16 protein-coding genes are annotated in these 13,046 nt (G+C 65.6%); 2 read left to right on the top strand and 14 right to left on the bottom strand.

All coding sequences use genetic code 11. The annotated features are described in order from the left end of the window. Positions 1-10: 10 nt before the first annotated feature. The 6 genes from E0501_RS16355 to def (E0501_RS16330) all read right to left on the bottom strand — a co-directional run bounded on the left by E0501_RS16355 (position 11) and on the right by def (E0501_RS16330) (position 3,020). Positions 11-250 carry a GlsB/YeaQ/YmgE family stress response membrane protein gene (locus E0501_RS16355; RefSeq protein WP_137702476.1) on the bottom strand — a complete coding sequence of 80 codons (240 nt, stop codon included), beginning with the start codon at positions 248-250 and terminating at the stop codon, positions 11-13. A 14-nt stretch (positions 251-264) separates the two neighbouring features. After that, entirely contained in the window at positions 265-504 is a 240-nt protein-coding gene (locus E0501_RS16350; protein WP_137702475.1) for a hypothetical protein, read from the bottom strand. Positions 505-515: 11 nt separating this feature from the next. Further along, positions 516-1,424, bottom strand: a complete 909-nt coding sequence (gene fmt, locus E0501_RS16345) for a methionyl-tRNA formyltransferase (protein WP_137702474.1) — start codon at positions 1,422-1,424, stop codon at positions 516-518. An 84-nt stretch (positions 1,425-1,508) separates the two neighbouring features. Beyond that, positions 1,509-2,003: a peptide deformylase gene (gene def / locus E0501_RS16340; protein ID WP_137702473.1), complete on the bottom strand. Its 495-nt coding sequence runs from the start codon at positions 2,001-2,003 to the stop codon at positions 1,509-1,511. Further along, the gene (def, locus tag E0501_RS16335; protein ID WP_137702472.1) at positions 2,000-2,497 is read right to left on the bottom strand and encodes a peptide deformylase; all 498 of its coding nucleotides are present in this window, start codon (positions 2,495-2,497) and stop codon (positions 2,000-2,002) included. The genes def (E0501_RS16340) and def (E0501_RS16335) overlap by 4 nt, the downstream gene beginning before the upstream one ends. Positions 2,498-2,501: 4 nt before the next feature. Next, on the bottom strand, positions 2,502-3,020 hold the full coding sequence (gene def / locus E0501_RS16330; RefSeq protein WP_137702471.1) for a peptide deformylase: 519 nt from the start codon (positions 3,018-3,020) through the stop codon (positions 2,502-2,504). Between the two features lie 287 nt (positions 3,021-3,307). Between def (E0501_RS16330) and E0501_RS16325 the strand changes: the two genes are divergently transcribed. Then, positions 3,308-4,477, top strand: coding sequence for a MalY/PatB family protein (locus tag E0501_RS16325; RefSeq protein ID WP_137702470.1), 1,170 nt, complete (start codon positions 3,308-3,310; stop codon positions 4,475-4,477). A 17-nt stretch (positions 4,478-4,494) separates the two neighbouring features. Here E0501_RS16325 and E0501_RS16320 read toward each other — a convergent pair whose 3' ends face one another. The 8 genes from E0501_RS16320 to E0501_RS16285 form a co-directional block, all read right to left on the bottom strand. After that, complete coding sequence (locus tag E0501_RS16320) at positions 4,495-4,845, bottom strand: hypothetical protein (protein ID WP_137702469.1); 351 nt, start codon at positions 4,843-4,845, stop codon at positions 4,495-4,497. Positions 4,846-4,940: 95 nt separating this feature from the next. Next, positions 4,941-5,732, bottom strand: coding sequence for a precorrin-4 C(11)-methyltransferase (cobM, locus tag E0501_RS16315; RefSeq protein ID WP_137702468.1), 792 nt, complete (start codon positions 5,730-5,732; stop codon positions 4,941-4,943). 3 nt (positions 5,733-5,735) lie between these two features. After that, positions 5,736-7,595, bottom strand: a complete 1,860-nt coding sequence (cobJ, locus tag E0501_RS16310) for a precorrin-3B C(17)-methyltransferase (protein ID WP_137702467.1) — start codon at positions 7,593-7,595, stop codon at positions 5,736-5,738. Continuing rightward, entirely contained in the window at positions 7,586-8,293 is a 708-nt protein-coding gene (gene cobI, locus E0501_RS16305) for a precorrin-2 C(20)-methyltransferase (protein WP_235857885.1), read from the bottom strand. The genes cobJ and cobI overlap by 10 nt, the downstream gene beginning before the upstream one ends. Beyond that, complete coding sequence (gene cbiE / locus E0501_RS16300; RefSeq protein WP_137702465.1) at positions 8,290-9,492, bottom strand: precorrin-6y C5,15-methyltransferase (decarboxylating) subunit CbiE; 1,203 nt, start codon at positions 9,490-9,492, stop codon at positions 8,290-8,292. Before cbiE ends, cobI begins: the two co-directional genes overlap by 4 nt. Next, positions 9,485-10,129: a precorrin-8X methylmutase gene (locus tag E0501_RS16295; RefSeq protein ID WP_137702860.1), complete on the bottom strand. Its 645-nt coding sequence runs from the start codon at positions 10,127-10,129 to the stop codon at positions 9,485-9,487. Before E0501_RS16295 ends, cbiE begins: the two co-directional genes overlap by 8 nt. A gap of 85 nt (positions 10,130-10,214) precedes the next feature. Further along, positions 10,215-11,471 (bottom strand): sirohydrochlorin chelatase, encoded by a 1,257-nt coding sequence (locus tag E0501_RS16290; RefSeq protein WP_137702464.1) that lies wholly within the window; start codon positions 11,469-11,471, stop codon positions 10,215-10,217. Positions 11,472-11,476: 5 nt separating this feature from the next. Continuing rightward, a complete protein-coding gene (locus tag E0501_RS16285) occupies positions 11,477-11,704 on the bottom strand; it encodes a DUF6732 family protein (RefSeq protein WP_137702463.1) in 228 nt (75 codons plus the stop codon). A 313-nt stretch (positions 11,705-12,017) separates the two neighbouring features. On the opposite strand from E0501_RS16285, the gene E0501_RS16280 reads away from it, so the two are divergent. Further along, complete coding sequence (locus tag E0501_RS16280; RefSeq protein WP_137702462.1) at positions 12,018-13,004, top strand: glutathione S-transferase family protein; 987 nt, start codon at positions 12,018-12,020, stop codon at positions 13,002-13,004. Positions 13,005-13,046 lie beyond the last annotated feature (42 nt).

The raw sequence follows: 13,046 nt of genomic DNA, 5'->3' as shown, positions 1-13,046 counted from the left end.
CGGCCGCGCGCTATTTCTTCGGCCCGTAGGTTTCCCACAGCCAGATCAGCAGAAGCGCACCGAGGATGGCGCCGACGAAACCGGCGGCCATGCCCATGAGACCCAGGAGGATGCGCAGGATCAGGCCGCCGATGAGCGCGCCACCGATGCCGATGGAGATGGTGGTGATCATGTTTGTTTCGAGGTTCATCAGCCGCGTGGCGATGAAGCCCGCGGCGGCGCCGATGATGATGAGCCAGATGACGGCCATGGCGGCCTCCTTTGCTAGCGTTTGCGGTAATGGGTGGGCACGATGACAAGCGCGCCGATGGACGAGACGATGGCGTTGAGCCCCGGGCTGCCGAAGCCGATGCCGAACATCAGCCGCACGAAATAGAAGAGAAACGCGCCGCCCACGCAGATGATGATGGATTGAACATAGCCATTGCGGGTGAAGCCCGATTTCTCGGAGGCGTAGCCGATGATGCCGGCGATCACCACGGTGCCCATGATGGTGGGGAACATGACGTTCCTCCCTAGTCTAGTTGGGTGCCGGGCGGCAGGGGATTGCCGCGCAGGAACTCACCTGCATCCTGCGCCTTGCTGCCTGCCTTTTGCAAGCGTGTGATCTGTACCGCACCGTCGCCGCAGGCGATGGTGAGCGCATCGTCGAGCACCGCGCCGGGCTGGCCGCTGCCGGGGGCGAGGCGCGAGGCGAGCAGTTTCAGGCGCTGGCCGTCAAGCGCGCACCAGGCGCCGGGGAAGGGCGAGAGGCCGCGGATCTGGCGGTCGATCTCGGCCGCCGGGCGGGTCCAGTCAACGCGGGCCTCGGCCTTGTCGATCTTGGCGGCATAGGTGACGCCCTCTTCGGGCTGGGGTTCGGGGGTGAGCTGATCGAGGCGGTCCAGCGCCTCGGTGATGAGCGCGGCGCCCATCTGCGAGAGGCGGTCGTGCAACTGGGCGGTGGTTTCCGTGGCGCCGATGGGCGTGGCGCGGCGCAAAAGCACCGGGCCAGTGTCGAGCCCTTCCTCCATCTGCATGATGCAGATGCCGGTTTCGGTATCGCCCGCCATGATCGCGCGGTGGATGGGCGCGGCGCCGCGCCAGCGCGGCAAGAGCGAGGCATGGATGTTGAGGCAGCCCTGCGCCGGCGCATCGAGAATGGGTTTGGGCAGGATGAGGCCATAGGCGACGACGACGGCGACGTCGGCATGGAGCGCGGCGAAGGCCTGCTGTTCCTCGGGCGACCTGAGCGAGGTGGGATGTCGCACGGGCAGGCCGAGCTCTTCCGCGCGGGCCTGCACAGGGGTCGGGCGGTCCTTCTTGCCGCGCCCGGCGGGGCGGGGCGGCTGGCAGTAGACCGCGGCGATGTCGTGGCTGGCATCGGCCAGCGCGTCGAGCACGGGGACGGAAAACTCGGGGCTGCCCATGAAGATGATGCGCATGGCGGGTGTCCTTCGGGGGTGCCGGGCTGAAGCCCGGCCTACTGTGCCGGTTGGCGTAGGGCGGGGTTTAGCCCGCCTGTCCCGTCATTTCAATTTGCGCGCCCGCTTGATCAGCATGTCGCGTTTGAGTTTCGAGAGATTATCGAAATACATCCTGCCGTTCAGATGGTCGATCTGGTGCTGGACGGAGGTGGCCCAGAGGCCGACCAGGTCGCGCCGGTCCCACTGGCCGTGTTCGTTGAGAAAGCGCACGGTGACGCCGCGGGGGCGTTTGAGCCTGGCCGAGACGCCGGGCAGGTTGGGGCTGGCCTCGTCATGCTCGCGCATGACGGCGGAGGCGTCGATGATCTCGGGGTTGGCCATGCGAATGGGCTGACCGCGTTCGCGCGAGGCATCGACGACGGCCAGGCGCAGCATGACGCCGATCTGCGGCGCGGCGAGGCCGACGCCGGGCATCGCCTCCATCGTGTCGATCATGTCGTCCCAGGTGGCGCGGATCTCGTCGGTGATCTGGTCCACGGGCGCGGCGGGGGTGCGCAGGCGCTTGTCGGGCCAGGGGATGCAGGGGCGGACGGTCATGCGAGCGCCTTCAGGTAAGGGGTTTCCAGCGCGGCGCGCAGATCGGGTGCGATGTTGTCGAAATGCAGCTTACCGTTCAGGTGGTCGAACTCGTGCTGGATCACGCGGGCCTCGGCCCCGTCGAAATCGCCCATGTGTATATCGCCGGTCTCGTCCGTCCACTGCATGGTGACGGCGGTGTGGCGCTCGACCGGCACCGGCACGCCGGGCACCGAGAGGCACATTTCCTCCATCACCACGGGCACGCGCTCACAGGCCATGACGACCGGGTCGATCATCGCCATCGGGGTCTTCTCGCCCTCTTTCCAGGTCACGTCATAGACGAAGAGCCGCTTCATCACGCCCACCTGCGGCGCGGCGAGGCCGCGGCCCTGCGCATCGTACATGGTGTCGAACATGTCGCGGATAAGCGGGCGGAGATCTTCGTGCCCGACATGTTCGCAATGCTGCGAGAGGCGCGGGTCTGGCCATTTGAGGATCGGCAGGATGGCCATGCGGTCAGGCGCGCGCCTTCTCGCGCTTGAGCTTCTGCATCTTGCGGGTGATCATCTGGCGTTTCATTGCGCCGAGATAGTCGATGAAGAGCTTTCCGTTCAGGTGGTCGATCTCGTGCTGGACACAGGTGGCCCAGAGGCCGCCGAAATCCTCGCTCTGTTCGTTGCCGTCGCGGTCGATCCATTTCACCGTCACCTCGGCCGGGCGGGTGACATCGGCATATTGCTCGGGGATTGACAGGCAGCCCTCTTCATAGGTGTTCATCTCGTCTGACGCGGCCACGACCTCGGGGTTGAACATGACGATGGGGCGGGGTTTTTCGCCCTCTTCCTTGACGCAGTCGAGCACGATCAGCCGTTGCAGCACGCCGACCTGCGGTGCCGCCAGCCCGATACCGGGCGCGTCATACATGGTTTCAAGCATGTCGTCGGCCAGCGCGCGCAAATCGTCGCTGAGATCGGTCACGGGATCGCAGACCTTTTTCAGGCGCGGATCGGGGTGGATGAGAATGGGCCGTTTCATGGGGCTGATTTAGGCGATGCGGGCCGGTTCTGCAATGTTGCGGTGGGGCGCCGGCCCTGCGGGGCCGGAACCTTGTTGCCGCAAGTTATGCGCCGCGTCGGCGCCGTGGGGGAAAAAGTTCCCGAAATTTTTGAATATTGGTAATTTGTTCCAAAAACATCGTTAATAAATGAATTTCCTTCCATTCGGAAGGAAAGTATCGGAAAAGAAGTCTGCGCGCGGGATGCCGTTGTTTCCCGGCGCGTGTTGAGATTACTCTTCCCCGCAGCGCGTTCAAGGAGGCCCAAGTGAATTTCGACGAGATCATCGACCGCCACGGCACCCATTCTGTGAAATGGGACATGATGGAAAAACTCTATGGGGTTCCCGCCGAGGATGGCATCGCCATGTGGGTGGCGGATATGGATTTTCGCCCGCCGGAATGCATCCAGAATGCGCTGCAGGGCATGCTGGACCACGGGATTTATGGCTATTATGGCGATGATGCGTCCTATCGCGCGGCGATCCAGTGGTGGATGAAAACGCGCCACGGCTGGCAGATCGAGCCGGAATGGATTTTCACCACGCATGGATTGGTGAACGGCACAGCGATGTGCGTGGACACCTGGACCGATCCCGGCGACGGCGTGGTGCTGTTCACGCCGGTGTATCATGCCTTCGCCAAGGTCATTAACGCCAACAACCGCCGCGTGGTGGAATGCCCGATGGTCATCCGCGACGGGCGCTATGAGATGGATTTCGACAGCTACGACGCGATCCTGGATGGCAGCGAAAAGATGGTCATCCTGTGCAGCCCGCATAACCCCGGCGGGCGCGTATGGAGCAAGGCCGAGCTGGAGCAGGTTGCGGAGTTTGCGCGCAAGCATGACCTGATCCTGGTCAGCGACGAGATCCACCATGACCTGGTGATGCCGGGCCACACGCATATCCCGATGGCGACGATCGACGGGATCGCCGACCGGCTGGTGATGATGAGCGCGACGACCAAGACCTTCAACATCGCCGGCAGCCATTCGGGCAACGTGATCATCGCCGATGAAAAGCTGCGGGCCGAGTTCGGCGCGCGGATGATGGGGCTGGGGCTGTCACCGAACTCCTTCGGCCTGTTCATGGCCGAAGCCGCCTATAGCCCGGAAGGTGCGGCATGGGTGGATGCGCTCTGCGACTATCTTGATGGCAACCGCAAGGTCTTCGATGCCGGCATCAACGCGATCCCGGGGCTGCAGTCGATGAACCTCGAGGCGACCTACCTGGCCTGGGTGGATTTCGAAGGCACCGGCATGGCGCGCGAGGAGTTTACCGAGCGCGTTCAGAAAAACGCGCGGATCGCACCGAACCACGGGCCGACCTTTGGCACCGGCGGCGAAAATTTCCTGCGGTTCAACCTGGCCACGCCGCGTAGCCTGGTCGAGCAGGCGGTCGAGCGTATGCAGAAAGCCTTTGGCGATCTCCAGTAAGGGGCCCCGCGCCGCGGCTACTGGTGTTCGATCAGGCCGATCGGTGCGTCGTCTTCGCGGGCGAAATCGAGCGGGGCGCTGTCATGCGCCTGGGTGGAGCGCTTGTACTCATAGCGCATTTCGCCGTTCTCTTCCTCGGACGCGATGACCAGGCATTGCGCGGTATGGCGGCTGCCATCGTAGATGTCGACGAGGCCGCGCATGTGCGGCGCGTCCTCGGCATCGAGCGCGAAACCGTCTTTCCAGACGCGCAGCACCGGATAGGTGTCCTCGCCCACCTGCACCCGCAGGCGGGCGTTCTTCCTTGCCGCCAGTTTCCGCGCCTGCGCGAGACCCTCGCGCAACTCATCCGTCAGAAAATCCGTCATCAGCCCATCCCCATTGGTCTTGGGTCAAGTCTGGAGCGAAATGGTTAACAGTCAAGTAAAGCTTTGATGAAACAGACCGTTTCCGGCGCGGTACTCTACGTATTGTGGTCTTCGACCAAGTCGACACCTGCCACGGGGCGAAGCACATGGGGTTTTGCCGGGTCGTAAAGTGCCGAATCCGAGAAATCATGCGATTCGGCCAGGGCCGGACCGACGAGGATCAGCGCGGTGCGGGTGATCTTGGCCGCGCGGACGGATTTGCGGATGTCCGAAAGCGTGCCGCGAATGATCTGCTGGTCGGGCCAGCCGACGCGATAGGCCACCACCACCGGGCAGTCGGGCCCGTAATGCGGGACCAGCTGGCGCTCGATCTCGCGCATGTTGCGCACGGCCAAGTGGATGGCCAGTGTCGCGCCGGTGCGGCCGAAATTCTCCAGCGTTTCGCCCGCCGGCATCGAGGTGGATTGCATCGACATGCGGGTGAGCACGATCGACTGCGCGATCTCGGGGATGGTCAGTTCCTGCCCGATGGTGGCGGCAGCGGCGGCATAGGCCGGCACGCCGGGCACGATCTGGTAGTCGATACCATCCGCCTTCAATCGCCGGATCTGCTCGGCGATGGCACCGTAAAGCGAGGGGTCGCCGGAATGCACCCGGGCCACGTCCTGTCCCTTTTCATGCGCCCTGACGATTTCGGCATGGGTGTCGTCAAGCGTCATCGGCGCGGTGTCCAACACCCGCGCACCTTCGGGGGCGCAGGCGACGACTTCGGGCGGAACCAGTGAGCCGGCATAAAGGCAGACCGTGCATTCCGAGATGATGCGCTGGGCCTTCAATGTCAGCAGTTCGGGATCGCCCGGACCGGCGCCGATGAAATAGACGGTCATGGTTCAGCTCCCTTTCTTCATCTTGCCGGAAATACTCCGGGGGTCCGGGGGCAGCGCCCCCGGGTTTGCGGGCCGGGCAAGATCGCCGTCGATCTTGCGGGCATAACCGCGCGGCGTGAACATGCGCGGGCCTTCGCCCAGCCGGGCAAGGCGCGAGTTCGATGAGCCGACCAGTACCACGGTCAGCATGTCAACTTCATCCACCTGCAAATCTTCGAGGCGGCGATAGCGTACCTGTTCCTCGGGCCGGCCGAGGTTGGAGGCGAGCATGACCGGCGTGTCGGCGGGGCGATGTTGCAGAAGGATGTCGCGCGCCTCGGCCAAAAGCGTGCGGCGGGTCTTCGAGACCGGGTTGTAGAAGGCGATGACGAAATCGCCCTCGGCCGCAGCATGCAGGCGGCGGAGGATATCCTCGCGCGGGGTGAGCAGGTCACTGAGCGAAATGGTGCAGAAATCATGGCCCAGCGGCGCACCGGCGCGGGCGGCAGCGCCTTGCAGGGCCGACACGCCGGGCGAGCAGACCACCTCGACCCGTCGGGCGGCGTCGGAGACGCCGTGCTCGTCCGGGCCGCGATCCAGGAGTTCGAAGACGAGCGCGCCCATCGCGTAGATACCCGCATCGCCCGAGCAGACCAGCGCGACGTTTTTGCCAAGGGCTGCCTGTTCCAGCGCGTAGCGGCAGCGTGCTTCTTCCCCGCCCAGCGGGAAGTCCGAGCGTTTCTTGCCGGCGGCGAGCGGGCCCAGAAGGTCGATATAGAGGCCGTAGCCCACCAGTTCCTCGGCCTGCGCCACGAGGCGCGAGACCTCGGGCGTGCGCCAGGAGGGCTGGCCGGGGCCGATGCCGACGACCGAGAGGCGGCCTCGGGAGCGTCCGGCAAGCTGCGTCATCGGCTCATCCGCGCGGGTGAGCGCGCAGGTGCAATTGGCGGTTTTCCGTTTCGCCACATGCAGAGTGCCGCCGATGGCCAGCGCCGCGGCCTCGCTGACGCCATGGGTGCCGACTTCGGCAAAAACAACGTCCGAGGGGTTGGCGAGATGGGGTGTCTGCGCGTCCAGTTCGGCGGCCGTGAAGACGCGGAACGGCACGCCCAGGCGACGGGCCACGTCGTTCATCGCGGGTTCATCGGCCTTGAGATCGAGCGAGGCGACACAGGCGATGGCCCCGGGCGCGATGTTGTTCTGCGCCAGCGTGTGGGTGACGAGCTGCCACATCTCGTCCGGGTCGGCATTGCGGGCGCAGCCGAGGCCGAGGGCGTAGCGCTGTGGATGATAGACGAGCCGTTCGTCGCCCCCTTGCGCGGGCGCCTCGCTGACCAGGAGCTCGACATCGGTGCCGGTTTCATCGAGGCCGAAGATGTTGTCGCCGGTGATCTTGAGGCCCGCGCCGTTGAGCAGTGCGGACATCACCGGCTTGGCATCGCCGGGATTGGCGAGGCGGTACCCAGCTGGCGGCTCATCGAGCGCGGCGCCCATGGCGATGTCGCCCGCGGTGGTGACAGCGGGGGTGGCGCCGATCTCGGCGGCAATGCGCGCGGCCAGCCGGTTGGCGCCGCGATGGCCGCCCAGCAGCGGCACGACGACCGCGCCGTCATCGGAGACCGAAAGCACCGGCGGCTCAGAGGTCTTGTCGGCCAGCATCGGCGCCACGGCGCGGATGAGGATGCCGGAGGCGCAGACGCCGATGATGGGCGTGCCGGCGGAAAAGAGATCGCGGGCGTGGTCGAGCGCGTTGGGGAAGAAGGCATCGGCCTTTAACACGCGGTTTTCGCGGCCATGCACGGGGGCACCGAGAAAGGCGGCGAGGCGGTGGGCGAGCGGTTCGCCCGCGCGGTTGAGGCAGAGAATGACGGGTGTCACAGCCATGGGTCGGCGCCTTTCGTGACGAGGATCATGGAGAAATAGGGGGCGTTGGCGGGGGCGTCGGCGAGCGGCATGGCGCGTTCGTCGGCCAGCGTGGCGCGTTCGATATAGTGGGCTTGGGCGGTGAGCCCCATGCCCTCAAGCAGCGCGTGGATGCGGGGCATGTGGCGGCCGAGCTTCATGATGGCGAAGCTGTCCGATTGCGAGATACGTGCGCGCAGCGCGTCGTCAGGCAGGGGCGCGGGCAGGATGGTCAGGACCTCGTTGCGGGCCGAGAGCGGCAGGCCGATGCGCGAGGCGGCGGCCATGACCGAGGAGACGCCGGGGACGACCTCGACCGTGTAGCGATCCGAGAGCCGCGCGTGCAGGTACATGAAGGAGCCGTAGAAGAACGGATCGCCTTCGCACAGAAGTGCGACGTCCTGGCCGAGATCGAGCGCCTCGGCGATCCTCTGGGCGCCAAGGTCATAGGCGGCCTGGGCCGGAGCGCGGTCGCGGGTCATGGGGATTTCCATGACGATTTCATGCGTGCCGTCGGCAATGTGGGCGGCGGCGATGGAGCGCGCAAAGCTTTCGGTGCCGGGCAGGGCCGGGTAGGCCACCACCGGGCAGGCGGCGATGAGGCGGGCGGCCTTGAGCGTCATCAGATCGGGATCGCCGGGGCCGAGGCCGACGCCGTAAAGGGTGCCTGGAGTACTCATCGTTTCACCAGGCTCCATTGCGTGACCGGCATGAGCGGGCGCCAGCCGGTGCGGGGCCCGACGGGTTCGGCCCGCGCGACCGAGAGTTTCACCAGCTGGCCGCCATGTTTCTTGTGCAGCTGGAGCAACACGGCTTCGGATTCGAGCGTGACCGCGTTGGCGACGAGCCGGCCGAGTGGGCGCAGGGCGGCCCAGGCGGCCTCGAAGGTTTCGATACTCAGCCCGCCGCCGATGAAGATGGCATCTGGGGCTTCAAGGCCGGTGAGAGCCTCGGGCACGCGGCCGTCGAGCAGGTGCAGCCGGGGCGTGCCAAGCGCCAGCGCGTTGGCTGCGGCCATGTCGCGACGATCGGGGCGCGGTTCGATGCCGATGGCGCGGGCATAGCGGGCGCTGCGCATCCATTCGATGGCGACCGAGCCGCAGCCGCAGCCGATATCCCATAGAAGCGCCCCGCGCATCGGCATGAGCTTGGAAAGCGTTGCGGCGCGGACCTCCTGCTTGGTCATGGTGCCGTCGGAGCGGAACATGTCGTCGGGCAGGCCGGGCACGCGGGGCAGGAGCGCCGCATCGGGGGCCGCGATGCATTCGACGGCGAGCGTGTTGAAGGCGGGCACGGTGTGTGACCAGTTTTCGGCAATGCCGTCGAAGCGTTGTTCGTCGGCGCCGCCCATGCTGGCCAGTACGGTCATGCGCGATTTGCCGAAGCCCCGTTCGGTCAGGAAGCGGGCGATCTGCGCCGGCGTCTCGGCGCCGGTGGTCAGGATCAGAAGCCGCGCGTCGGGCTGGATGAAGGCGATCATCTGCTCGACCGGGCGGCCATGCACGGTGAGCGTTTCCAGATCGGCCATCGACCAGCCCATGCGGGCCGAGGCGAGCTGAAACGCGGAGAGCTGCGGATGAAAGATGATTTCCGCGGGGTCGATGCTGCGCCCGATGCGGGCGCCGACCGAGAACCACAGCGGATCGCCGGTGGCGAGCACGACGACACGCTTGCCCTTGTAGGATTTCAGCGTGTCGATCAGCGCATCGAAGGGCGAGGGCCAGGCGACGCGCTGGGCGGTGATGCTGTCGGAGAGCGTATGGTGGCGGTCACCGCCGATGATGATCTCGGCGGCTTCGACCACGGCGCGGGTGGCAGGCGTAAGCCCGTCAAGGCCGTCTTCGCCGATGCCGACGATATGCAGCCATGGATCAGTCATTGCGGGCTTCCTCGGGCAGGCCGGCGGCCAGCGCGTTGACAGCGGCCGAGGCGATGGCAGAGCCGCCGCGCCGGCCTCTGAGCGCCACGAAATCGCAGCCGCGCGGGTTGGCGGCCAGTTCGGCCTTGGATTCGGCTGCGCCGACGAACCCTACGGGGAAGCCGAGGATCACCGCAGGTTTCGGCGCGCCCTCGTCGAGAAGTTCGAGGAGGTGAAACAGCGCGGTGGGCGCGTTGCCGATGGCCACGACCGCGCCGTCGAGGCGATCGGCCCAGAGCTCGACCGCGGCGGCCGAGCGGGTGTTGCCGATGCCGGCGGCCAGGGCCGGGGTCTTTGCATCGTTGAGCGTGCAGATCACCGGGTTTTCGGCAGGCAGGTAGCGGCGGATGATGCCGGCGGCGACCATTTCGCAATCGCACAGGATGGGCGCGCCCGATTGCAGGGCGGTATGGCCAGCCTCGAACGCGAGCGGCGAGAAGGCCAGGCGATCGGCGACCTCGACCATGCCGCAGGCGTGGATAAGGCGGATCGCCAGCGATTGCAGCCCCGGCGGAAAACGGTCGAGCCGGGCTTCGCGGCGGACGGTGGCGAAGCTCATCTCGTAAATGCGGCTTGGGTTTTTCTCGTAGGGGCGCAAGGCGGCGTGGTCCTGGGTTTCGCGGGCAGGACCGGGGGCGCCGCCCCCGGACACCCGAGGTATTTGGGGTCAGATGAAGTTCGGATCAGTGCTTGTGCCGACGCGCGCTTTCGGGGCCGTGCGGATGTTTGGCATGCGGGTAGACCGGGTGGTGGTGATGGTCATGATCGTGGGCGTGGTGGTGGCCGTGATCATGCCCGTGTTGATGGCCATGATCGTGGCCATGATCGTGGTCATGGTGGTGATCATGATCGTGGTGGTGATGATCCATGTCGAGGCGGCATTCGCCGGTGCAGAACGTATCGCAGAGTTTGCAGTCGGCAACGTTGGAGCCCGGGGCATTGGCGCCCTGGCCTTCGACATGGTGGTGATGGCTTTCCTGCACGGCGCCGACCTCGGCCTCGAAGCCCAGCACCTGGGTGCGGTATTTGCACATCACGCAGGTGGGCGGCGGCACATCGGCGAAGGCCGGATGCGAGGCGCGTTCCTCGGCGGTGATTTCGCGGGTTTCGCCGTTTTCCAGAGCCAGGACCTGGGTCCGGTAGGCGCAGGTGCCGCAGTTGGGCGGTGGGGTCTGGCTGAGCTGTTCGGTGACGCGCTCGGCGAAGGTTTCGATCACCTTGGGGTGGTCGCCCAGGTAGCCCGCCTTGACGAACTGGATGCCGGGATGCGCGGCCGCGACCTGATCAGTAAATCCGTAGATGCGGTCGATCAGGATGCCGGTGAAGAGGAAATAGGGAAAAACGACAATACGCTTGTAGCCCAGTTTGGCGGCGTGTTGCAGGCAAGGCTCGACCAGCGGGAAAGTGACGCCGGAATAGCCCACTTCGAGCCAGCCGAAGCCCATCCCCTCTTGCAGGAGGCGGGCGATCTTGGCGACGTTGCCGTTGGCATCTGGGTCGGAAGCGCCGCGGCCGATGACGACGAGGCAGGTTTCCTCAATCGGAACCTCGCCCTGTTCGGCGTTTGCCTGGTCCACGGCTGCCTGAATGCGGGCACCGGCGGCGGCGATCATTTTCGGATCGACCCCCAGTTCGCGGCCGTAGGTGACGTCGATCCCGTGCTGGGTGGCGTAGGTGTTCAGAACGGTGGGAATATCGTTCTTGGTGTGCATGGCGGCAAAGAGCATGCCGGGCACCGCGAGGATGCGATCGCAGCCCTTGTCACGCAGCTTGTCGAGGCCGACGCGGATCACCGGGTTGGCGAATTCGAGATAGCCGTATTCTACCTCCCACTCCTGCGGGAAGTGGGCGGGCAGTTTCTCGGCCAGCACGGCGAATTCATCGACCGCCGCCTGGGAGCGGGAGCCGTGGCCGCAGATCATCACACCGATTTTCGACATTGTCTTCATGCCTCCTGCAGGTCGCCTTCGGCCTCTTCGCCCTCGTCCTCGGGCGCCTCTTCACGGCTGGCCTTCTTGTCCTGCGCCGCTTTCCACAGCCCGATGGCGATGGCCGCGCCGATGGCGGCGGCGCCGAGCCAGTGACCGTGGCCTGCGACCTCGGCCAGGTGGCCGGGATGGGCCTGCGCGGCAGAGGCCAGAAGGGTGGCGAGAAGAGTGGTGAAGATGCGCATGTCGGTCCCCCGTGGTGGTTCAGCCTGGCCCGAATGCCGAAAGCGGACCGGTGGCATGCACCGGGCCTGACGACGCTGCAATCGGCCCCCGGTTTGGGTCGGCCCCCTGAACAGCACACCTTTCCGGCCCTTGATCGGGCTTCGTCAGGGGTTGGTATAGGCAACGGCCGAGGGGCGCGCAATTCCCAATCCGCCGCAGGGGCGGCGCTTTGCGACATGTGCGCGGATGCACGACGTGCTGCGCGTTGGGGCGGAGTTGGGACCGGGGGCTTTCAGACATAGATCACGAAAAAGAGAGTGACGGAGGCGCGCAATGGGCCAGCTTGTGCATGGCGAGTGGCAGACGGGGTGGTACGACACCAGCGAGACCGGCGGAGCGTTCAAGCGCAGCACGTCGGGATTTCGCAACTGGATCACGCCCGATGGCAGCGCGGGACCGAGTGGTGAGGGCGGGTTTGCCGCCGAAAGCGGGCGCTATCACCTTTATGTCTCATATGCCTGTCCATGGGCGCACCGGACGCTGATCTTTCGCGCGTTAAAGGGGCTGGAGGATCATATCGGCGTGTCGGTTGTGCATCCCGACATGCTTGAGGATGGCTGGAGTTTCGACAGCGGTTTCGACGGTGCGACCGGCGACAGGCTTTATGAACTGGCGTATGCGCGGGACATCTATACCAAGGCTGATCCCGACGTGACGGGCCGGGTGACGGTGCCGATCCTGTGGGACGCCCAGCGCGAGACAATCGTGTCGAACGAAAGCGCCGAGATCATTCGGATGTTCAATTCGGCCTTCGATGCGATTACCGGCAACACCGACGATTATTGGCCCGAGGAGATGCGCCGGGAGATCGAGGCGGTGAACGCGCGCATCTATGACACGGTGAACAACGGGGTCTACAAGGCCGGGTTCGCCACCACGCAGGCGGCCTATGACGCGGCGGTCGTGCCGCTTTTCGACACGCTGGACTGGCTGGAGAAGCGCCTTGCCGGGAACCGTTACCTGATGGGTGAGCGGATCACCGAGGCGGACTGGCGGCTGTTCACGACGCTGGTGCGGTTCGATTCGGTCTATCACGGGCATTTCAAGTGCAACCGGGCCAAGCTGATCGAGTATCCGAACCTGTGGGCCTATACGCGCGAGCTGTATCAATGGCCGGGAGTGCGCGAGACGGTGCATATGGAACATATCACGCGTCACTATCACTACAGCCACGACTCGATTAACCCCAATCGCATCGTGCCGATCGGACCACGCCCGGACTTCGAGGCGGCGCATGGGCGGGGCGCCATGCGGTTTTGAGCGCATCGGGCTTGTCTTGCCGCGTGGAATCGTTTTGAAACG

The sequence above is a fragment of the Marimonas lutisalis genome, assembly GCF_005434965.1.
GTDB lineage: Bacteria > Pseudomonadota > Alphaproteobacteria > Rhodobacterales > Rhodobacteraceae > Marimonas_A > Marimonas_A lutisalis.
This window is presented reverse-complemented; position numbering and strand designations above follow the sequence as displayed.

Coding starts and splice junctions, on each gene's coding strand:
- cbiE (WP_137702465.1), bottom strand. CDS start 9,492: ATGACTGATCCATGGCTGCATATCGTCGGCATCGGCGAAGACGGCCTT.
- fmt (WP_137702474.1), bottom strand. CDS start 1,424: ATGCGCATCATCTTCATGGGCAGCCCCGAGTTTTCCGTCCCCGTGCTC.
- def (WP_137702471.1), bottom strand. CDS start 3,020: ATGAAACGGCCCATTCTCATCCACCCCGATCCGCGCCTGAAAAAGGTC.
- E0501_RS16280 (WP_137702462.1), top strand. CDS start 12,018: ATGGGCCAGCTTGTGCATGGCGAGTGGCAGACGGGGTGGTACGACACC.
- E0501_RS16320 (WP_137702469.1), bottom strand. CDS start 4,845: ATGACGGATTTTCTGACGGATGAGTTGCGCGAGGGTCTCGCGCAGGCG.
- cobM (WP_137702468.1), bottom strand. CDS start 5,732: ATGACCGTCTATTTCATCGGCGCCGGTCCGGGCGATCCCGAACTGCTG.
- E0501_RS16355 (WP_137702476.1), bottom strand. CDS start 250: ATGGCCGTCATCTGGCTCATCATCATCGGCGCCGCCGCGGGCTTCATC.
- cobI (WP_235857885.1), bottom strand. CDS start 8,293: ATGAGTACTCCAGGCACCCTTTACGGCGTCGGCCTCGGCCCCGGCGAT.
- def (WP_137702472.1), bottom strand. CDS start 2,497: ATGGCCATCCTGCCGATCCTCAAATGGCCAGACCCGCGCCTCTCGCAG.
- E0501_RS16285 (WP_137702463.1), bottom strand. CDS start 11,704: ATGCGCATCTTCACCACTCTTCTCGCCACCCTTCTGGCCTCTGCCGCG.
- cobJ (WP_137702467.1), bottom strand. CDS start 7,595: ATGGCTGTGACACCCGTCATTCTCTGCCTCAACCGCGCGGGCGAACCG.
- E0501_RS16350 (WP_137702475.1), bottom strand. CDS start 504: ATGTTCCCCACCATCATGGGCACCGTGGTGATCGCCGGCATCATCGGC.
- def (WP_137702473.1), bottom strand. CDS start 2,003: ATGACCGTCCGCCCCTGCATCCCCTGGCCCGACAAGCGCCTGCGCACC.
- E0501_RS16290 (WP_137702464.1), bottom strand. CDS start 11,471: ATGTCGAAAATCGGTGTGATGATCTGCGGCCACGGCTCCCGCTCCCAG.